At 60.7% G+C, this 20,132-nt stretch carries 18 protein-coding genes and 1 tRNA gene; 16 read left to right on the top strand and 3 right to left on the bottom strand.

Annotated features, from left to right (window positions below; genetic code table 11):
• The first annotated feature begins 24 nt into the window (after positions 1–24).
• The 7 genes from BCL93_RS07690 (at position 25) to BCL93_RS07655 (ending at position 7,990) form a co-directional block, all read left to right on the top strand.
• Positions 25–798, top strand: coding sequence for a thymidylate synthase (locus BCL93_RS07690; RefSeq protein WP_258396123.1), 774 nt, complete (start codon positions 25–27; stop codon positions 796–798).
• Positions 795–1,352, top strand: coding sequence for a dihydrofolate reductase (locus tag BCL93_RS07685; RefSeq protein WP_112054691.1), 558 nt, complete (start codon positions 795–797; stop codon positions 1,350–1,352). The genes BCL93_RS07690 and BCL93_RS07685 overlap by 4 nt, the downstream gene beginning before the upstream one ends.
• A 281-nt stretch (positions 1,353–1,633) precedes the next feature.
• Positions 1,634–2,842, top strand: a complete 1,209-nt coding sequence (locus BCL93_RS07675; protein WP_258396099.1) for a ProQ/FINO family protein — start codon at positions 1,634–1,636, stop codon at positions 2,840–2,842.
• A gap of 387 nt (positions 2,843–3,229) precedes the next feature.
• Positions 3,230–4,297 (top strand): porin, encoded by a 1,068-nt coding sequence (locus tag BCL93_RS07670; protein WP_112054689.1) that lies wholly within the window; start codon positions 3,230–3,232, stop codon positions 4,295–4,297.
• Between the two features lie 95 nt (positions 4,298–4,392).
• Positions 4,393–5,409, top strand: a complete 1,017-nt coding sequence (locus BCL93_RS07665) for a hypothetical protein (protein WP_112054688.1) — start codon at positions 4,393–4,395, stop codon at positions 5,407–5,409.
• Between the two features lie 309 nt (positions 5,410–5,718).
• A complete protein-coding gene (locus BCL93_RS07660; RefSeq protein ID WP_146742469.1) occupies positions 5,719–7,680 on the top strand; it encodes a diguanylate cyclase domain-containing protein in 1,962 nt (653 codons plus the stop codon).
• Between the two features lie 100 nt (positions 7,681–7,780).
• A complete protein-coding gene (locus BCL93_RS07655; RefSeq protein WP_112054686.1) occupies positions 7,781–7,990 on the top strand; it encodes a hypothetical protein in 210 nt (69 codons plus the stop codon).
• A 36-nt stretch (positions 7,991–8,026) separates the two neighbouring features.
• On the opposite strand, the gene BCL93_RS07650 is transcribed toward BCL93_RS07655, so the two are convergent.
• Together BCL93_RS07650 and BCL93_RS07645 are read right to left on the bottom strand one after the other, a co-directional pair.
• Positions 8,027–8,103: transfer RNA gene (locus BCL93_RS07650), tRNA-Arg, on the bottom strand.
• Positions 8,104–8,162: 59 nt separating this feature from the next.
• Complete coding sequence (locus BCL93_RS07645; RefSeq protein WP_181463056.1) at positions 8,163–10,241, bottom strand: putative bifunctional diguanylate cyclase/phosphodiesterase; 2,079 nt, start codon at positions 10,239–10,241, stop codon at positions 8,163–8,165.
• A gap of 231 nt (positions 10,242–10,472) precedes the next feature.
• Here BCL93_RS07645 and BCL93_RS07640 point away from each other — a divergent pair, with 231 nt between their 5' ends.
• From BCL93_RS07640 to BCL93_RS07630, 3 genes are read left to right on the top strand one after another with little or no spacing between them, the layout of a single operon-like run.
• A complete protein-coding gene (locus tag BCL93_RS07640) occupies positions 10,473–11,333 on the top strand; it encodes a methyltransferase domain-containing protein (RefSeq protein WP_112054684.1) in 861 nt (286 codons plus the stop codon).
• 18 nt (positions 11,334–11,351) lie between these two features.
• The gene (locus BCL93_RS07635) at positions 11,352–12,386 is read left to right on the top strand and encodes a methyltransferase (protein WP_112054683.1); all 1,035 of its coding nucleotides are present in this window, start codon (positions 11,352–11,354) and stop codon (positions 12,384–12,386) included.
• Between the two features lie 41 nt (positions 12,387–12,427).
• Positions 12,428–13,141: an SIMPL domain-containing protein gene (locus BCL93_RS07630; protein WP_220086250.1), complete on the top strand. Its 714-nt coding sequence runs from the start codon at positions 12,428–12,430 to the stop codon at positions 13,139–13,141.
• Positions 13,142–13,239: 98 nt separating this feature from the next.
• Here the strand turns inward: BCL93_RS07630 and greB are convergent, their stop codons facing one another.
• The gene (greB, locus tag BCL93_RS07625; protein WP_112054682.1) at positions 13,240–13,782 is read right to left on the bottom strand and encodes a transcription elongation factor GreB; all 543 of its coding nucleotides are present in this window, start codon (positions 13,780–13,782) and stop codon (positions 13,240–13,242) included.
• A gap of 281 nt (positions 13,783–14,063) precedes the next feature.
• Here greB and BCL93_RS07620 point away from each other — a divergent pair, with 281 nt between their 5' ends.
• The 6 genes from BCL93_RS07620 (at position 14,064) to cysD (ending at position 20,060) form a co-directional block, all read left to right on the top strand.
• The gene (locus BCL93_RS07620) at positions 14,064–14,786 is read left to right on the top strand and encodes a hypothetical protein (protein WP_245696302.1); all 723 of its coding nucleotides are present in this window, start codon (positions 14,064–14,066) and stop codon (positions 14,784–14,786) included.
• Positions 14,787–14,920: 134 nt separating this feature from the next.
• Positions 14,921–16,996 (top strand): alkaline phosphatase family protein, encoded by a 2,076-nt coding sequence (locus BCL93_RS07615; protein ID WP_112054755.1) that lies wholly within the window; start codon positions 14,921–14,923, stop codon positions 16,994–16,996.
• An 85-nt stretch (positions 16,997–17,081) separates the two neighbouring features.
• Positions 17,082–17,723 carry an NUDIX domain-containing protein gene (locus BCL93_RS07610; RefSeq protein ID WP_112054681.1) on the top strand — a complete coding sequence of 214 codons (642 nt, stop codon included), beginning with the start codon at positions 17,082–17,084 and terminating at the stop codon, positions 17,721–17,723.
• Between the two features lie 4 nt (positions 17,724–17,727).
• On the top strand, positions 17,728–18,174 hold the full coding sequence (locus BCL93_RS07605) for a DUF1249 domain-containing protein (protein ID WP_112054680.1): 447 nt from the start codon (positions 17,728–17,730) through the stop codon (positions 18,172–18,174).
• Complete coding sequence (locus BCL93_RS07600; protein ID WP_112054679.1) at positions 18,174–18,908, top strand: metallophosphoesterase; 735 nt, start codon at positions 18,174–18,176, stop codon at positions 18,906–18,908. Before BCL93_RS07605 ends, BCL93_RS07600 begins: the two co-directional genes overlap by 1 nt.
• A gap of 234 nt (positions 18,909–19,142) precedes the next feature.
• Positions 19,143–20,060 carry a sulfate adenylyltransferase subunit CysD gene (gene cysD / locus BCL93_RS07595; protein ID WP_112054678.1) on the top strand — a complete coding sequence of 306 codons (918 nt, stop codon included), beginning with the start codon at positions 19,143–19,145 and terminating at the stop codon, positions 20,058–20,060.
• Positions 20,061–20,132: the final 72 nt, after the last annotated feature.

The following is a 20,132-nucleotide window of genomic DNA, read 5'->3' as shown; positions in this document are numbered from 1 at the left end:
CTTGAGCAACCCTACCTGGATTTGATGCGCTATGTGCTCGAACATGGCGCAATCAAGCATGATCGCACCGGCGTTGGAACCAGGAGCGTATTTGGCCACCAGATGCGTTTCGATCTGGCCCGCGGCTTCCCGCTGCTGACTACCAAGAAACTGCACCTACGCTCGATCATTCATGAGCTCTTGTGGTTCCTGGCCGGCGATACCAATATCGCCTATCTGAAAGAAAATGGCGTACGGATCTGGGACGAGTGGGCCGATGAGGACGGCGACCTGGGGCCGGTCTATGGCTATCAATGGCGCAGCTGGCCGCATCCACAGGGTGGGCATGTCGATCAGATCGCCAAGGTAGTCGAGCAGATCAAGCATAACCCGGACTCGCGTCGCCTGATCGTCTCGGCATGGAACCCGGCGCTGGTCGACGAGATGGCTCTGCCGCCCTGCCATGCGCTCTTCCAGTTTTATGTCAGTAACGGTCGCCTTTCCTGCCAGCTCTATCAGCGCAGTGCCGATATTTTCCTGGGCGTGCCCTTCAATATCGCCAGCTACGCACTGCTGACGCAGATGATGGCTCAGGTCTGCGACCTCGCGCCGGGGGAGTTCGTGCATACGCTGGGAGATGCACATCTGTATTCGAATCACCTGGAGCAGGCCGAGCTACAGCTGTCTCGAACGCCCCTGGCTGCGCCCACGCTTTGGCTCAACCCTGAGATCGATGATCTGTTCGCCTTCCGCTTCGAGGACATTCGCATCGATGGCTATGAGGCGCACCCCCATATCAAGGCCAAGGTGGCAGTATGAGCGATACGACCACGCGTGATGCCAGAGAGGCGATAGAATCGATCGAGACCGTGGTGCCGGTGGCGATGATCGCTGCCATGTCCCGTAACCGGGTGATCGGAGTCGATAACCAGCTACCCTGGTATCTGCCCGAGGATCTCAAGTTCTTCAAGGCCATGACCCAGGGCAAGCCACTTGTCATGGGCCGCAAGACCTTCGAGTCGATAGGTCGGCCGCTGCCGGGGCGTCGCAATATCGTGATTACCCGCGACCCGTCCTTCGAGCATCCCGGGGTGAGCGTCTGTCATGACTTGGCCAGTGCCCTGGACCTCGCCGACCAGCAGGCGATCATCGATGGCGTTGAGGAAATCATGGTGATGGGCGGCGCCCAGATCTATGCTCAGGCTCTGCCGTACGCCAGTCGGCTCTACCTGACCGAAGTCGATATCATTCTCGAGGGCGACGCCATCTTTCCCGAGTTCGAGGGGCCTTCGTGGCGGCGGGAGCAGACTGTCGAGGGCACGCCTGCAGAAGGGCAGCCGGCCTATGCCTTCTGCGAGTATCGGCGCGTCTAGCGCTGCCGTTCAGTGTCAGCACCTGCCAGCGCGGGCATTGTCGGTGTAAGGCTGGCATGGCAGAGCCTGACGATTAGCTGTGAGAACGCGTGCATCGGCTTGTCGTCGAGCCCTGCATCGTTTGTCAGAAAGGCCAGGGTGGCACACACTTGCCCAGAGTGGCCCTGGTCAGCGTCGGGCCGGGTTTTCCAGGTCCGCCTTCGAGCGGCCGGCATACGGCCTCTCTGGTCGGGTCAAGTGAACTGGCCCATTACCGTGAGCCGCGCATGGAGGGGCATGCCTTGAACAATGAACGTACCGCCACCTTGCTGGCGACGCTTGAAGCCTGTGCCACAGCCCAGGCCAACGAGTTGGCGAGCGCGCGAGGTCGGGTGGCGGCGCTTCGGGAGCAGAATCGCCGGCTCGAAGCTCGCAATCGTGAGCTCGAAGATTACAGCCATGAGCTTGAGCGCCAAGCTCATGAGCTGGAACAGCAGCACCATGAGTTAGCCCTCAAGCACCAGGCGCTTGAGGCCAAGTGTCGCGAGCTGGAAGAGAAGTTTGCGCGCGCACCGCACACCGCCGATGGCCATGCGCACCCCCGCAGCCAGGGGTTGGCCGCCTTGCTTTCCCACCGCGTTCGGCCGGCGCCCCAAGGACCACCTTCACAGGAAGCGGCTTTCCAGGAGCCGTCCTTCCAAGAAGAGGCGCCTTCGCCGGTCTTTCATGCGACACCTGGTCTAGCCGCTTCATCTGGCGGTGCTCCTGACGTCTCCGACACTTTTCCTTCAAAGCAAGAGCCAGCCGCGGAAGAAGTCGACGCAGCTGACCAAGTTGGCGATGCGCAAGCCGACGATGGGAGTGCTCAGACCTCTCTGCCGATTGGCGAGGCTCCATCCCCTCAAGCGCTTCTGAGTCAATGGTACCGCCGCTACCCGGATGCCTTTTTCAAAGGCCACACCCGGCCTCTGAAGGTCGGTATTCACGAAGATCTGCTGGCCCGCGAGCCCTGGCCGGAAAAGTTGGTGCGTCGCGCACTGGCTTGCTACGTGCATCTGCCCCGTTATCTCAAGGCGGTGCGAGAGGGCGCCGAGCGGGCCGGGCTTGACGGCGAGGCCGCCGGCCCGGTTTCCGAAGGCGAGGCACGCTATGCGCGCAAGAAGCTCGAGGAACTGCGAGCTCAGCAGCAGGCAGAGCGCTCAGGCCAAGCCATGTCGTCTGAGGGCAAGCCGCGGGTCGATAAGAAGGGTGCTGATAACAAGCGTGCCGACAAGAATGGCGCCAACAAGCAAGGTGGTGGGAAAAAGCGCCAGCCGCCAGGGCGCCAGCAGGGGAGTACAGGCCTAGGAAGCGCGCCGGGCGGCGACGCTGCTTCACGCCAAGGCGCCCCGCGCCAAGAGGTTACTGCGGCGTCATCTGAAACGGCCGTTGCCGGCTCATCGTCAGAGGCTCCCGCCGAGCGCCTGGAGCGCAAGCTGGGAGCGCTGCTTGCCAAGCACTCTTCACGCTGAAATACGCGAAAGTCGATAAAGCGTTGATGAGCACGACTTTGCGTTGACGTGATCCCTGTGCATGATGGGCGCCGCTGAACGTCATCGGGTTGTCACACTGGCGTGCCACTCTCGAGCCGCTGAATGACCCGCGAGAGGACAGCAGTCAGCAGAAAGCGTTCCATGTGCTTTGTGCATCGAGATTAAAAACAGTGTTTTTTCTTGTTGCACTCCGCAAAATCCCGGTATATGGTTTGCCTGCGAGCATTGGATTATAACAAGGCCAATATCGGATAGACGCTTGGGGATTAAGCAAATAAGCCCAGGCGGGAAAAACCGAAAGGCCGGCTGCATTAAGCAGCACTCACGATCGAAACCTGAAGCTAGTCACACAAAGGACTTATCGCGATGAAAAAGACACTCTTAGCGACTGCTATCGCCGGCGCCATGGTAGTTTCCGCCTCTGCCTCCGCTGCTACCGTCTACAACCAGGACGGCACCAAGCTGGACATCTACGGCAACATCCAGATGGTTTACGCCAACGTCAAAGACGAAAACGGCGACTCCAAAGATGAAGTTGGTGACAACGGTTCTACCTTCGGCTTCGCCGCTGAGCACGCCATCACCAGCGACGTAACCGGTTACCTGAAGCTCGAGTTCGACGACTTCAAGGCCGATGAAATGAAGACCGCTGGCCGCGATTCCGGCGACCAGGCTTACGTCGGTGCCAAGGGTTCCTTCGGTGACGTGCGTCTCGGCTCCTACGATCCGCTGATCGACGACTGGATCCAGGATCCGATCACCAACAACGAATACTTCAACGTTTCCGATTCCTACTCTGAAGCGGTCGATAACGGCATCGTCGAAACCGACAAGCTGACCTACACCTCTCCGTCCTTCGGCGGCCTGCAGTTTGCCGTTGGTACCCAGTACAAGGGTAACGCAGAAGGCGAGAACGTCACCGATTCCGGCGATGCTTCCTTCTTCGGCGGCGCCAAGTACACCGCGGGTGCCTTCTCCATCGCGGCTGTCTACGACAACCTCGACACCTTCGAAAGCCGTAACGGCGGTGGTAATGGTGAATTCTCTGTTGATCCGGACACCGGCGCCATCACACAGGCCGCAGCTCCTGAAGCAAACGGTAAGTTCGGCGACCAGTATGGTGTGACCGCTCAGTACACCATGGGTGCACTGCGTGTTGCCGCTAAGTACGAAACTTTCGACTCTGATTTCGACGATAGCGACATCGATTTTGCCGCACTGGGTGCGCGTTACGGCTATGGCATGGGCGACGTCTACGGCGCTTACCAGAACGTCAGCTACGACGCAGACAACATCGACGATCGTGACGAAGTCGTTGTGGGTGCCACCTACAACATCTCCAGCGCCATGTACACCTACGTCGAGGTTGCTACTGACGACCGCGAAAACGACAAAGGCGACGGCGTTGCTACCGGTATCACCTACCTGTTCTAAGTCTTTCGCTTTTGGGGTTTGACCCCGCAGCCTCAGGCTTATATAACGAAAGCCGGCCCCTTGGGCCGGCTTTTTTCGTCTTGATGAGAGGTTCCATGAAACAGCCCATTGTCAGCGGGGTGCTGGTCGCCCTTGGTCTTTCGCTGATCAGCAGTGTCAGCCTGGCCAGTGCCGTCGAAGATCGCTTTCGTGAGGAAGGCAAAGCGATGGATTTGACCGGTTTCCTGCAGTCGGAGAGCGACGCTCGCAGCCAGAGTTTTCAATATGACCGCGTGTACGAGCATGCCTTCAGCGTCGATACGGCCGGCGACTATCGGTTCGAGAGCGATGTGCCCGGTGGCCAGTCGGAAGACTATCGGCTCAAGGCGACGTTGCTCGATAGCGATGGGGGGGTGATTGCCCGCGCCGATGCCCTGGGCCAGAACGGTGGCCTGGACATGCGCAAGCGCCTCGAGCCCGGTGACTATGTGCTGCGGGTCGAGGGGCAGAAGTATGGGTCCAAGGGCTCTCAGGGCAATAGCTACTATGTCACCGTGGTGGGTATCGACGATCAGGGCAATCGTACCAATGTGCTGGATGATGGCGGCACGGTCACGACGAGCGTCGATCGCGATGGCAATCGCAGTGCCTTCGTGAATGACGATGATGCGGTGACTGCCCTGGCGGCGCCAGCCGCGACGGCTGCTAGCCAAGCGGGCCGGCCGAGCCAGCCTGAAGCCCCGGAAGCTTCCGCGACGCCTGAAGAGCCATCACAGCCGGCTGCGCCTGCCGCGGCGGCTCAGGCACAAACCTTTCAGACCATCGTCACCGATGTGAAGATTCGCGCGCGCGGTGAGGTGCTGTCGTTCGAAGTGCAGAACGCGGGTGCCGTGGCGATTACCACCTCGACCTACCCGACCGGTTATGAAGGCACCTACCGGATCGAGCTCGAGGTGCGGGATCAGGCCGGTAACGTGGTGGCCCGCGATGCGGGAGAGGGTTTCGATGGCGATGTCGATCTCGAAACGCGCCTCGAGCCCGGCCAATACCGTATTTGGGTCAATGGCCAGAAGTTTGGCTCGGCGATGACTGGCGTCAACAACTACGAGCTGCGCGTCAAGCAGCTCGACTGAAGCCCAGTCGATGCATCTTGCGCTGTTTGATAGTGCATCAAGGTGAATGCAGTGAAAGATAAAGGCCTGCCATAGTGGCAGGCCTTTTTATATGACAAGCACCCAGCATGTGGCGAAGGCGTTTAGTCAGCCATGCTCCTCATGGTAGCTAAGGCGCCATTAGGTTACTCGAAGCGTCAGCCTTTCGGCAGGAAAGCGGTGTTTCATCTGCGCTCTCATCAGCTAGCATAAGAAGGTGGGAGAATATTTCATGATGGCGTTCATGATAAAGTGCCAATTCGTTTTAAGGGTTTAGTGGGTGGCACCGGCATGATGCGAATCTTGGGCACGCTTCATTCCCGCCTCATGCTGTGGATCGGCATCGGTTGGAGTGTATTGGTCGTCGCGACGCTGGCGTTTACCTATCTGACGGGCAGTGAACTAATTCGTCAGGCCAATATCAGCCACCTCAACTATGAAGCCGGGCTGGTCGCCCGTCAGGTTGACCGCTCAATCGAGCAGCGAATTGAAGCACTTGAACGCCTTGCAGATGGCATCAGTCCGCGGCTTGCGAGTACATCTGGCGAAGCAATGATCACGAGCCCCCCGTTGCTTGCCCTGTTCGACCGCCTGGCGCTTGTCTCACGAGAGGGCAAGATCACCGCCAGCTATCCCTATCTTGAAAGCCTGAATGGCGTCGACGTCACGGATCGCGACTACTTTCGTTTTGCTCGTGCCGTGGGTAGGCCCTATGTCAGCGATCCGCTTCTAAGTAAAGCCTCTGGCAAACCGTTCGTGACGGTGACAGTGCCTCTTGAGGATGAGAAAGGAGGCTTTGCCGGTCAACTGATTGGTGCGGTGAACGTCGAGACCAGCAGTTTCTTCGATAGCCTCAGGCGTATTCGCATCGGCACTGACGGCTTTGCTTCCCTGATCAGTGCCTCAGGCACCGTGCTGTCGCATCCAAAGAATAGCCGGGTCATGGATGAATACGAGAATCAGAATGGGGAAGGGCTTCTCGACATGGCGCTGTTGGGCTGGCAAGGCGCCGGCCAGGGCTTCATGGCCGATGGCCGGCAATCCCTCGAGGCCTATGCCCAGGCATGGAATGCGGGGTGGGTCGTCAAGGTTGTCCGGCCGATGTCTCAGGTGCAGGCACCCATTGGGCAACTGGTGGAAAAACTATGGTGGGTGGGCCTGGTGACCATCGTGCTAATGCTGCCGCTCTTGTGGTGGTTGCTGAAGCTTGTTCTGAAGCCCTTGCGCCGCCTGGAGCGCCAGATCCGCGAGGTGGCCAGCGGAGAGCGCGAGCGGGTCAAGATCCACACGAGAATGAGCGAATTGAGCCAGCTGGCGACGACATTTAACCGCCTTCAGTGCCAGACCGAAGAAGCTACCGCCAGCCTTCATGAGCGCCAGGCTTTCCTCGATGCGGTGCTGGCTTCGTCGCCGGTGGGCATGTTCGTGGCGTCACCCGATGGCGAGGTGGAGTACATGAATCCCGCGCTGGCTGAATTGACTGGCTACAAGGGCGACGATCTCCATAGTAAAAATTGGATGCAGCATATTCACCCCGAAGACCGCGACGACTTCGTTGACCTGTGGCGCGATGCCATGCGTCACGGCCGCGATTTCCTGCGCCAGGTGCGTTACGTGTCACCCGATGGTGAGGTGCTCTGGCTTGAGATTCATGTCGGCCAGGTGCTCAGGCAGCAGGCGTTGCTGGGGCATGTAGGATCCGTAAAGGATATTACCTTGCGCCGAGAGCAAGAGGCCTTGCAGCGTTGGGAGGCTGAGCATGATCCCCTCACGGGGCTGCTCAATCGCCGAGGCTTCGAGCGTCGCCTTGAAGAGGCCTTGATCGAATGGCAGCAGCGGGACCAGCAGTCTGTGCTGATGATTTTCGATCTAGATCACTTCAAGCCGATCAATGACGAAGGTGGCCATGCGTTGGGCGATGAGATGCTGCGGGCCATTGCCGGCGCGATTACGCCGCTCGTGCGCAAGAATGATTATGTGGCTCGTCAAGGGGGGGATGAGTTTGCAATCCTCATGCCGAGCTGCACTCTTGCACAGGCGCGAACGGTGTCAAGTCGACTGCTGGAGACGGTGGCAGGCCTGAGCGTATCGGCGGAGGGCAAAGACTATCGTGTCACCTTGAGTCTGGGCGCTGCGTGTTTCCTCGTTACTGATACATCGATCGACGAGATTCTGGCTCGTGCCGATGACGCCAGCTATCAGGCCAAGCGGAAGGGACGTAACCGGACCATCGAGAGCCAGGTGTCAGCCTGATTGGCCAAGTTGAGGTGAATTGAATAGTTGAGTTGAATAGGGCGAGGGCCTGGTCTCCTGCCATACTTGGCATCGAGAGCTCAACGCATAGGGGGATTCAATGCCGCATGATGAGTACACCAGTATCGAGCTGCTGCCTGACGGTGGCTATCGTATCACCTGCCGTAACGATCATCACGGCCACCCCGTCGTTGAGCGTGTTCATGACATTGACGGCGGCGAGACGCCAGTATTCATGATCAAGAACGAAGACGGTCAACGCTGGGTTCACTGCAAGCAATGCCAACGAGGCAATTACTGCGATGTGTGAGGCAGGCGTCAGAGGAGTGACGATGAGGTCCAGAAGTGGCGCCCCCTGAAGGATTCGAACCTTCGACCTATCCCTTAGGAGGGGATTGCTCTATCCAGCTGAGCTAAGGGGGCGTCGTTAGGGCGATCATTATAAGCGTCTGATGGCACGAGATAAACCCGTATCTTGAGGCTCATAGCTTGCGCAGCGGGTAGCGGGGAGACGCCGTGGCGCTAAGGTAGCGTTCCTGTAGCTCGCTCAAGGGCATGGGCTTGCCAATCCAGTAGCCTTGGGCCATGTCGCAGCCCAATTCCCGGATGCTTGTCAGTTGGGCTTCGGTTTCGATGCCTTCAGCGAGTACCTCGCGTTGCATGGCGTGCCCCATGGCGACGATCCCGCTGATGAACTGGTGTTGAGCTGGGCGCGTATCCAGGTGCATCACTGCACTGCGATCGATCTTGATGGTGTGCAGAGGCAGCTGGCTGGCGTAGGTGATCGAGGAAATGCCGGAGCCGAAGTCATCCAGGGCAATGTGTGCGCCCTGGTTGCGCGCCTCATTAAGTAAGCTGCAGGCCAAGTCCTGGTCATGGAAGTGCGTGGATTCGAGCACTTCAGCAATCAGGAATGGTGCGCTGAGATCATAGCGGTGCCGGGTGGCCGACAAGGCCTCGATGAAGGCTCCTGTTTCTATCTGGTCTTGACTCAGGTTGACGCCGATCAAGGCATGATAGCCTTGACGGCGCAACAGACTGGCTACTTGAGCCGCTTGGTCGATGAGCCAGCGCCCGAAAGGCAGGCTCATCGAGGAGTGGATGATGGTGTCGATAAAGTGCCGGGGGCCAAGGACCCCCTTTTCGGGGTGTCGCCAACGGGCCAAGGCCTCGAAGCTGATGATCTCATTCGTCGCCAGGGACAGAACGGGTTGGAAAAAAAGCTCGATTTCGCCTCGCTCGAAGGCGGCTTTGATCCGCATGTGCGCATCTTCGGCCATTGACTCGGTGAGTCGAGAATCGGCGACGGCAATGCAATTCTTGCCTTGCTGCTTGGCTTCATACATGGCGGCATCGGCGGCGTCTAACAGCGCCGAGCTTGTCGTTTCGCTACTGGTCGTAAAGGCGATGCCCACCGATGCGGAGATCGTTACCTGTTCGCCGCTCTCGAGAACATGGGGTTGGACAATATCGTCGAGCACCTTTTTAGCGACCTTGCGCGCCTTTTCGGCCGTGCCGAGCCCGCTCAGCGCAATGACGAATTCGTCACCGCCGAAGCGGGCCGTCAGGTCATTGGCGCGCATCAGGTACTTGAGCCGACGGCTGATCTCCACCAGCAGTTCGTCACCGCTGGCATGGCCAAAGGTGTCGTTGATTGGCTTGAAGTCATCGAGGTCAAGAAACAAAACGGCAATGCCGGTTTGGGTGAACTCCAGGCTCGCGAGTTGGCGCTCCAGCAAGATATTGAAATGGCCGCGATTGAACAGGCCCGTCAGGGTGTCGTAGCTTGCCATGCGCTCCAAGCGTGCCTGGTTCAAACGACGCTGGGTAATATCGCGGAACACGCCTATGTAGTTGATGATCTCGCCATCGTCATTGTGAATAGCCGAGATAGTGGTGTTCTCGATCAGTTGGCTGCCATCCTTGCGCGTATTCCAGATGTCTCCGGTCCAGAAGCCTCGCTCTTCGACGGCGGCAAACATGCTTTGATAGAAGCCCGAGTCGTGCTTGCCCGACGACAGCAAGTTGGGGCGCTTGCCCAATACCTCTGCCTGGGTATAACCGGTCAGGCGAGTGAAGGCAGGGTTGGTATCGATGATGCGCTTGTTGGCATCAGTGACCAGGATGCCGTCGTGAGTGTTGTGAAAGACCGCCTGCGTCAGCTCCATTTGCTTCCAGGCCAGCTCGCGATGACTGACATCGCGCTGAACCCCCACCACGTAGCGACGACCCGACTCGGTGTGTATCGTCGAAAGGCTGAGCTCATTCCAGAACTCCGTTTTGTCTTTGCGCCTGTTTTTCAACGTCAGCGTGATCGGAGTGCCTCGTTCAATGGCGATGCGTAGCTGTTTGATCGCTTCCGGATCGGTATCAGTGGCTTGCAGAAACCGGCAGGAGTGGCCAATTACTTCGTCGCGATGAAATCCGGTCAGGCATTCGAAAGCGTCGTTGATGTAAATCAAGGGGTTATCCTGCACGTCGCCGTCGGCTACTGAAATGGCCAGGCTAGGCAGTTCCAGCAGTTTGGTCAGTTGGTCGGGCAGGGTGGCAAGCTGAGTCAATGGTGGGGTTCCCGGCATAGGAAAGCACATCGATCCCTTGCCCTTAGTGCAAGCGATTGATGATTATTGATTGTTAGCTAATTAAAAAATATGAGGTTTTGGTTATAATTAATCAGTGCCCGAATCATATCGCATCCCGTAGATGTCGACCATGTATGTCATCCAGTGCGATGAGTCAGTGGGCGTTTCCAGATAGAATGAGCGTCTGATTTCTTCTTGTTCGGAGCCCTGATGGTCGCCAACTCTTCCTCTCATTCCCCGGCGGCGTATCTGTCCGAGCATGGTGATCGCTACTTTGACGGTTTGGCCGATAAGTTCGCTGCAGGGCTATACGGCAGCGCACGGGGCGATATTCGCCTCGCCGTGCTTGACCATTGGCTACCACGCCATCTCGAGCTCGCTCGCCAACCGGTACTGGATGTAGGCGGGGGGCTTGGGCAGATGGCGCGCTGGTTCGCTCAGCGCAACCATCCGGTAACGCTGCTCGAGCCCTCCGGAGAGATGCTGGCACTCGCTCGGCAAGCACTGGCCGATACCCAGGTCGAGCTGATCCAGGCTCCGCTGCAGGACCTTGCCGAGCTGGCACCGGGACCCTGGCCGCTGATCGTCTGTCATGCGGTGCTCGAATGGCTGTTCGATCCGCGTGATGCCTTCATGCGACTGGCAGAGGCACTTGCCCCTGGCGGCCAGCTGTCGTTGATGGTCTTCAATCGCGATGCCCTGCGACTCTCCAACGTGGTTAAAGGTAATCTCGACAAGGTGCTGGCGGATCGTCTCGCGGGCACCGGCCAGCGACAGCGCCTCACGCCGATCTCGCCGCTGACAAATGGCCAGATCGAGACCTGGGCCGGCGAAGCGGGGCTTACCATTAAGGCGCGGGCCGGGGTGCGCATCTTCCATGACTACCTGCAGACCCGCGAGCTCGATTCCGCCGCCCTTGCCAAGCTGGTGGAGCTCGAGCGGCGCTACTGCGATGCCGAACCCCATTGGCGTCTGGGCCGCTACCTGCTGTACACCCTGACTCGGCCGGCCGCTGCCGTCGACGCTACCTCATCCTCCTCTTCATCGCCCTCTTCATCGCCCTCTTCATAATCCCAGGGAGCCTGACAGATGCCCGCCGAGACCGCCGTTTGCCAGCTGCTGGAACGCCAATCCATGGACTACCGCGACTGGCTGTGGGTGGCGCCGCCCCGGGATGCGTGGCTGGAAGAAGCCGAAGGGCGCCTGCTGTCTGCCGATCACAGCGTCGTGGAAGCCTGGCGGAACCGCGGTAAGGTGGCGCTATCGGCCTTGCAGGAGACCCCGGATGTACCGCCCGGGGCAGTGCTGTTCTGGCCCAAGAGCCATGCGCTGGGAGAGTGGTGGCTACTCAGGCTCTGCCAGGCCTTGCCGGCCGGCACGCCCTTGCAGGTGGTCGGCGAGAACAATGGCGGCGTTAAGCGTGCCCTCAAGGTGCTGGCGTCTCTGGGGCTTGGTTGTCGCAAGCGCGACAGCGCCCGCCGCTGCACCCTCTTCGAAACGCACCTCGAGCCGGTCGGCCTGGACCCGGACCTGGCCTGGACCCGCTTCGAGGCTGAGGGGCTAACGCTTGCCAGCCACCCGGGCGTGTTTGGTCACGGCAAGCTCGATGATGGCACTCGGCTGCTGCTCGATACCCTGCCGGAGGTGTTGCCGGCTATTGATGCCGCTGCCAAGTGCCAGAGCGAGGGCGAAGCGGAAGACTCGGTGCTGGACGTGGGCTGTGGCGACGGCATCCTGGCGGCCTGGCTGGCACGTCGCGGTGCTGTGGTCACGGCGGTGGACGTCAACGCCTTCGCGGTAGAGGCGACACGTCGCACCCTGGCCGCCAATCAGCTTCCCGGTGAGGCGCTTGAAAGCGATGTTTATTCCCGGCTCGAGGGCCGGTGCTTCGATCTCATCGTCAGCAACCCGCCGTTCCACCAGGAACGGGCCATTGACTATGGCCCGGCGGCGCGGCTGATCCGCGAGGCGCCGGCGCATCTGGCCGCCGGTGGGCGACTGGTGCTGGTTGCCAATGCTTTTTTGCCTTATCCGGACCTGCTCGAGGCCGCTTTCGGCAACTTCCAGATTCTCGCCGATGACCGGCGGTTTCGGGTTTATCTGGCGAAAAAAGCCAACGGGTAGCATGCTTAGGCGATCCGTTTATCGTGCAAGGAGTGCTCGTCATGACCATGGGTCGGATCATTGGGGCCTTGATTCTAGGCTGCCTGTTGATGCTGGGGCTGGTGTGGGGTGGCAGTTATATTCGCGCCGCCGCTCAGGTGTGGAAACAGGCCGATCGCGTCGTGACGGTCAAGGGGCTGGCCGAGCGGCAGGTACCCGCCGATCTCGCCCTGTGGCCGCTTCACTTCAGCGTAACGGGCGACCAGCTGGGGCCCTTGCAGGCGGAAATGGCGGCCTCTGAGGAGCGCATCCGCGACTTTCTGATCGCCGAAGGGTTTGACGCCGGCAACATCAGTGTCACGCCGCCCAATGTGCGTGACCTGCAGGCCGAGAGCTACGGTCAGCCGCCTCCCGAGGAACGCTATCGCGCCGAAGCTACCGTGCTGCTGCGCACGCCCAAGGTGGCGAGGGTCAAGGCTGCCATGCCCAAAACCGGCACCCTGGTGGGCAACGGGGTGTTGTTGTCACCCAACTACGAGTATCGCATCGAGTTCTTGTTTACCGGGCTTGAGGCCATCAAGCCCGAGATGATCGCCGCTGCTACCCAGGATGCACGGCGTGCCGCCGAGCAGTTCGCCAACGATGCTGGCAGCGCCGTGGGGCACATTCGAAGTGCTAGCCAAGGGTATTTCTCCATCAACGACCTGGACAGCTATACCCCGGATATCAAGCGGGTCCGGGTGGTCACGACGATCGATTACGCCTTGGACGACTGAGGCACCCTATCAAGTCGTTAATACGACCCGCAAAGCAAGGCTGAGCGCTTCAAGGAGCGCCCCATTTCAGTGGTAGAGGGCGTCGTTTCGCAGGCGCCCTAGCTCGGCTTGGGCGTGCGGTACTGGATCGCGGTGATCACATAGGTGGTCTGGCCAGCGGGGGCGGCTACCGTTGCTTCATCGTCCAGCGACTTGCCGATCAGCGCCTTGGCCAGCGGGGCGTCGACGCTGATCCAGCGCAGGTCGCTGCGGGTTTCGTCGTGGCCGACGATGCGAATCTCGAGCTCCTCTCCCTGCTCATCTTCCAGGGTCACGAAGGCCCCGAAATAGACCTTGCCGGTATCGGCCGGCAGGCGATCGACCACCTGCAGCTCATCCAGTCGTTTGGTGAGGTAGCGGATACGCGCAATGACGCGGTTCAATTCCTTCTTGTTGTAGGTGTAGTCGGCGTTCTCGCTGCGATCGCCAAGCGCCGCCGCTTCGCCGACCTTGGTCGAAAGTTCCGGGCGCTTGACTCGTGAAAGATGATCGAGGATGCCCTTCAGGCGGGCATGACCCTCGGCGGTGATCAGTTGGCTCTTGGGTTCCTGCCGCGGATCCTTGGAAGGGTCCCGCCAGCGCGTCATGTTGCGACCCTTCATGGCATGGCTCTCTTCAGGTCTAGCTTCAGATGTCTCATCATCTCTTTCTCCACCGCTAGCTACACGGCTCTCTATTGGAAATAGTGCTCGTGGGTAGGCTCTCGGGCACCCTAATCATGACATGTCGATACGCCAAGCCTCGTTTAGCTTAGGCCCGGGGGCAGACAATGCCATGCAAAGAGCGCGACTACGACGCAAGTCGAGCAGGCATAAAATCAAACGTTCGTTAGAATGCAGTGAAGACAGTATCCCCGCCATCTGCTCGTTTGAGGATGTTTGCCATGCTAGCTCGATCGTCTCGCTTTGCCGCCCTGCTACTGTGTGGCTGTCTGGTTGCACCGCAGCTTGCCCAGGCCGACGTCGTTACTCAAGACCCAATGGCGGCCAGTAGTACCAGTACGCAGGCATCCCAGCTCGATACTCAAGCGACAGCTGATACCTGGAAAGCCGACTTGAGTGCGTTGGTCGAACGCTTCGAGCGTGTCAGTACCGAATTGCCCGAGTCAGAGCAGGCCAAGGCCCTCGAGAGCCTTGCCGCCGATGCCCGAGCGCTGAGTGAGCGCTACCCCAACCAAGCCGAGCCGCTGGTATGGCAGGGGATCATCCTGGCGTCCCAGGCGCGCGCCGAGGGCGGACTTTCGGCTCTGGGGCTTGCCAAGGACGCCCGAGCGGTGCTCGAGCGCGCCGTCGCGCTGGACCCAGATGGGCTCCAGGGCTCGGCCTATGTGACGCTGGGAGCGCTCTATGATCGGGCGCCGGGCTGGCCGCTGGCCTTTGGCGATGACGCCACCGCCGAGCGCATGTTCAAGCGTGCGCTGACCATTCGTCCCCAGGGCATCGACGTGCATTTCTACTTTGCCACCTTCCTTGAGGACCAGGGGCGCATGGATGCTGCCCGCATGCATCTCGAGCAAGCCGTCAATGGCCAAGCTCGTCCGGCGCGCGCCGCCACGGATGCGGCCCTGCGCGAAAAAGCCCGCCGTCTGCTTGCCGATCTGGGATAGCAAGTTGAGATGGCAAGTTGAGATGGCAAGTTGGGATAGCCAGCGGCACCCGGGGCATGATCTAGGCAACAAGGTGTAAACGCCATTGCGGGCAAGACGCGGTGCCAGTGGCTGCGCTACTCTTGGTGCCCATGATGACGACTGATGACCAAACCCCTTTGCCTGATGTAATCGCCGGCCCGCTGCTGCGTCGCTCTAGCCCTGAGCGGCTGGTGCTGTGGTTGGTGGGCAGTCGTGAGTTGCCCCTGGAACTCATCCTGATTCCAGCCGACGAAAGCGAAGAGCGGCGGCTGCTGCTCGATGAATCCTGCTGCCGCTGCCTGCCGGTGGGCCGCCATGCAGTCGTGCATCTGATCGACGTGACGCTCGTGACGCCACTGCCACAGGACGTGCGCATCGACTACGACCTGGTGATTCGGGATGCGCCGGCCAACGCCCGCAGTATCACCGAGTGGGCGCCTCACCTCGGTTATGAAGATACCCGTTGTGCAGCTGCCGGCCATCGAGGTAGTCGTGATGGAGCCGGGCTGCCCGGCTTCGTGATCGCGTCCCGTATTCGTCAGCTGCTGCACGGTTCCTGTCGCAAGCCTCACCATCCTGGCGGTGACGGTCTCGTGCGTGCCGATGAGTGGCTGGGCGAGCGCTGGAATGAAGCCGACGAGCGGCCGGCCTGGCTGTTGATGACCGGCGACCAGGTATATGCCGACGATGTCGCGGGGCCCATGCTCGCCGCCATTCATGCGCTGATCGCGCGCCTGGGACTGGTCGATGAGACCCTTGAAGGCGCCGAGGTGAAAAGCAGTACTGATCTCTATGCCTCGTCCAAGGGCTACTATGCCCGCGAAGCGCTGCTGCCCGACGTTTACGCTACCGAGGCTCTGCGAGAGCGCTTCTTCGGTGGGGTGCGCAAGCCGATCTTTACGACCGCGAATGCGCACAATCATCTGATCACCTTCGCCGAAATGCTGGCCATGTACCTGCTGGCCTGGTCGCCGGTGCCCTGGTGGTTGATCACTCCGGCCGTGCCAGCCCTCGAGGCAAGTAACCGCGAGCAGTACGACCAGGAAGCGTCGGTGGTCGAGGCGTTCGTGGCGGGTTTACCGTCGGTGGCACGGTTAATGGCCAATGTGCCGACCCTGATGATCTTTGACGATCATGACGTCACCGATGACTGGAACCTCACGGCGGCCTGGGAAGAAACCGCTTACGGCCATGACTTCTCGCGTCGCATCATCGGTAACGCGCTGCTGGCCTATTTGCTCTGCCAGGGCTGGGGAAATGACCCTGACCGGATGGCGACGCCAGTCGATGACCTAGCCAATCTGCTGGCCAAGGCAGAGACGCCAGTCGATGACCTAGCCAATCTGCTGGCCAAGGCAGAGACGCCAGGCGACGGCCAGGATGCAAGCCCTGGGGTATCAACCGAGATACCGGCAAGCGCTAGCGTGGGCTGGCTTGAGGCCGCATCTCAGGATGCGGTGATCGCCCGATTGCTGCGCTTCCAGGGCTGGGAGGTCATCGTCCCCGGCACGCCCAAGCTTTTGATGCTCGACACCCGCACCCGACGCTGGCGCAGCGAGGTGCGACGCCATCGCCCCTCGGGGCTGATGGACTGGGAGGCCTTGTGCGATCTGCAGCAGGAGCTGCTCGATGAACCCTCGGTGCTGATCGTGTCGCCGGCGCCGATGTTCGGCGTCAAGCTGATCGAGGCCGTACAGAAGCTCTTCGCTTTGGCCGGCAAGCCGCTGCTGGTGGATGCCGAGAACTGGATGGCCCACCGCGGGGCGGCCAGCGTGATGCTCAACATCTTTCGTCATTCGCGCACGCCAGGGAACTACGTGATTCTGTCCGGCGACGTGCACTATTCCTTCGCCTACGATATCGAAGTGCGACACCGTCAACGGGGGCCGCAGCTTTGGCAGATCACCTCGAGCGGGCTGAAGAACACCTTCCCCGATACCCTGCTCGACTGGTTCGATCGCCTGAATCGCTGGCTGTATGCACCGCGCTCGCCACTCAACCGACTCACCAAGCGTCGTGCCCTGCGTATTCGTCCCCGTGATCCTGACCGGGCCAACGCCGGCGAGCGGCTGTGGAATGGCGCCGGTATTGGCCTGGTGCGGCTCGATGAGCAGGGCCGTCCTCAAGAGGTGCGCCAGCTCGATGCGCGCGGCTTCGACGTGCGTTTCCCACCCCGCGACGAGCCCTGAATTGCGTCGCTGACGTTATGGCCAAGGTTGGCAGGGCGTGGTCGGGTCAGGATAATGACTTCTTTGATTTCGACCCGGAGGCCCGATGGGCGAGCATCACGACCCGACTCCCGAGCTTGACCCGCCGCGTTTCGGCCCGGCCGACGTCGAGCGTCTGGAAGACGAATGCCTTCACCAGGGCTTCTTTCGCCTCGAGCGCCGGCGCCTTCGCCATCGGCGCTTCGAGGGAGGATGGAGCGATGAGGTGGTGCGCGAGGTGCACGTGCGCTTCGATGCTGTGGGCGTGCTGCTTTACGATGTCGAGCGCGATGCCGTGGTGCTGGTCGAACAGATCCGCGCTGGCGCCCTGGATGATGCGGTCAGCCCCTGGAAGCTCGAGCCCGTGGCGGGGCTGATAAAGCCTGGAGAAAGCCCGGCCGAGGTGGCAAGACGTGAAGCCATCGAAGAAGCCAACTGCCCGATCGGCGAGCTGATCGAGCTACACAGCTACTACCCGAGCCCCGGCGCCTGCAACGAGCGGGTCACCCTGTTCTGTGGCCTGGTGGATAGCGCTGGGCTTGGCGGCGTGCACGGGCTCGACGAGGAACATGAGGACATTCAGGTGCATGTGATACCGTATCTGAAGGCTTGGGAGCTGCTCGACGCCGGCCGACTCGACAATGCCATGTGCCTGATCGCCTTCCATTGGTTGGCGCGCGAGCGGGCCTCACTGCGCGCACGGAGGTAACCCTGTGGCCAGAACCGCCTATGTCACCGATCTGAAGACCCTGCAGGGCGAATGCAGCGCCAACTACCTGCGGCTCAGCCGCCTGTTGGGCGAGCTGGGTGCCGGAGAGCGCCGCGAGGTCGCCCTGTCCGGGCGCGAGCAGCGCTTTGGCACCCTGCATCTCGAGGTGCTCGAGTGCGCCCCCTACACCACCATCGTGCGGGTCAGCCAGTCCGGGGTTCTCGATGCCGTCATCGATCCGCCCTGCATGCGGGTTCACCTCTACCATGACGTGCGCATGGCCGAAGTCACCGATTTCCAGCGTCAGCGCCATTTCCATGGCCGCTATCGCTACCCCAACGCGCGCATGCACCAGCCCGATGAAAAGCTCCAGCTCAACCGCTTCCTGGGCGAATGGCTCGAGCACGGCATGGCGCATGGTCACTCCCTGGACGCCCCGGTGCTGCGCTGATGCGACTGGTTCAGGTCACCGATACGCATCTCCACGCCGATCCCGAGGCGCGCTCACGCACCGGCTTTCCGCTGCGCCAGCTGCATGCGGTGCTTGAGCATGCCCAAGCAAAGCGCCCGGACGTCCTGCTGGTGACCGGTGACGTCAGCCAGGATGAGACTCTGATGTCCTACGCTCACGCCCAGGCGGCCTTCGCGTCTCTGGGCTGTCCCTGGTTCTGGCTGCCCGGCAATCACGACCAGCCCGAGCTGATGGTAGAGCATCGCGAGCTCAACGCTGAAGTCGATCTGGGCCACTGGCGCCTGCTGCTGCTCGATACCCGCGTCAACGGTCAGCCCCACGGCGAGCTTGGCCAGGCCAAGCTGCAGGCGCTGGCCGAACATCTCGAGGGCGATGAACGCCCGACCATGCTGGTGATGCACCATCCACCGGTGGCCATCGGCTCGGCCTGGATGGACGCCATCGGCCTTCAGGATCGCGAGGCGCTGTGGCAGACCCTCGCCGCCTATGGCCAGGTGAGGGCCATCCTCTGTGGACATATTCACCAGGCCTTCGCCAGCCGCGAGTCGCTGGCCGAGGGCGAAGTGGCCGTTTTCGGCTGCCCGTCCACGACCGATCAGTTCCTGGGCGGCTCACCGCATTTCGCCGTCGACGAGGCCTCTCGCCCCGGCTATCGAGTGGTCGATTTCCACGCTGATGAATTGACCACCTGGGTCGAGCGGGTCGATCTCTAAGCTCACTGTTTCGTCTTATCCCATCGTTTCATCCCCTGAGCGGCCGCCCATGCGTCGGGGTAAGATCACCTAACGCGGATGTCGTTATAGCGATTAAAGCTTAAAAGATAGTTCTTCATTCTTTGACGTTATCAGCGTCGCCTCGTTACCCTAGCGCTATTACGCTGCCGCGAGTCCGCCAGAAGCGGAGCTTTACCGGCCGTTCGTCTCCCATCAATAGAGCCCGAAACGCCGATGACTGAGTTAACCCCCGAACGCTTGACCCATCTGAAGCAGCTCGAAGCCGAGTCGATTCATATCATCCGTGAGGTGGCCGCCGAGTTCGCCAACCCGGTAATGCTCTACTCGATCGGCAAGGACTCCTCGGTGATGCTGCACCTGGCGCGCAAGGCCTTCTATCCAGGCACGCCGCCGTTCCCGCTGATGCATGTCAATACCACCTGGAAATTCCGCGAGATGATCAAGTTCCGCGACCGCATGGCTGACGAGGCGGGCATGGAGCTGATCGAGCACATCAACCAGGAAGGCGTCGCGGCGAACATCAATCCGTTCGATCACGGCAGCTCCAAGTACACCGACATCATGAAGACCGCCTCGCTCAAGCAGGCGCTCGACAAGTACGGCTTCGATGCCGCCTTCGGCGGTGCGCGTCGCGACGAGGAGGCCAGCCGCGCCAAGGAGCGCGTCTACTCCTTTCGCGACAAGTTCCACCGCTGGGACCCCAAGAAACAGCGCCCGGAGCTGTGGAACATCTACAACGCCAAGGTCAACAAGGGTGAGTCGATCCGCGTCTTCCCGCTTTCCAACTGGACCGAGCTCGACATCTGGCAGTACATCTACCTGGAATCGATTCCCATCGTGCCGCTGTACTTCTCTGCGCCTCGCCCGGTGGTGCATCGCGATGGCATGGATATCATGGTCGACGATGATCGCCTGCCGCTTGAGGAAGGCGAAGTGCCCGAAGAGAAGTGGGTGCGTTTCCGCACCCTGGGCTGCTACCCGCTGACCGGCGCCGTGGAATCCAAGGCCACCACCCTGCCCGAGATCATTCAGGAGATGCTCTTGACCCGCACCTCCGAGCGCTCGGGGCGTGCCATCGACCACGACCAGGCCGGCTCGATGGAGAAGAAGAAGCGCGAGGGCTACTTCTAGAACCAGCTGGATGCCATGCCCGGGGCCGTTGCGCCCCCTGTGTCTACGTTCGCCTTTTTCCGCCGGTTGACC

The organism is Onishia taeanensis, assembly GCF_003268885.1.
GTDB lineage: Bacteria > Pseudomonadota > Gammaproteobacteria > Pseudomonadales > Halomonadaceae > Onishia > Onishia taeanensis_A.
Note: the sequence above shows the minus strand (reverse complement) of the source record. Positions and strands in the feature narration are given on the sequence as shown.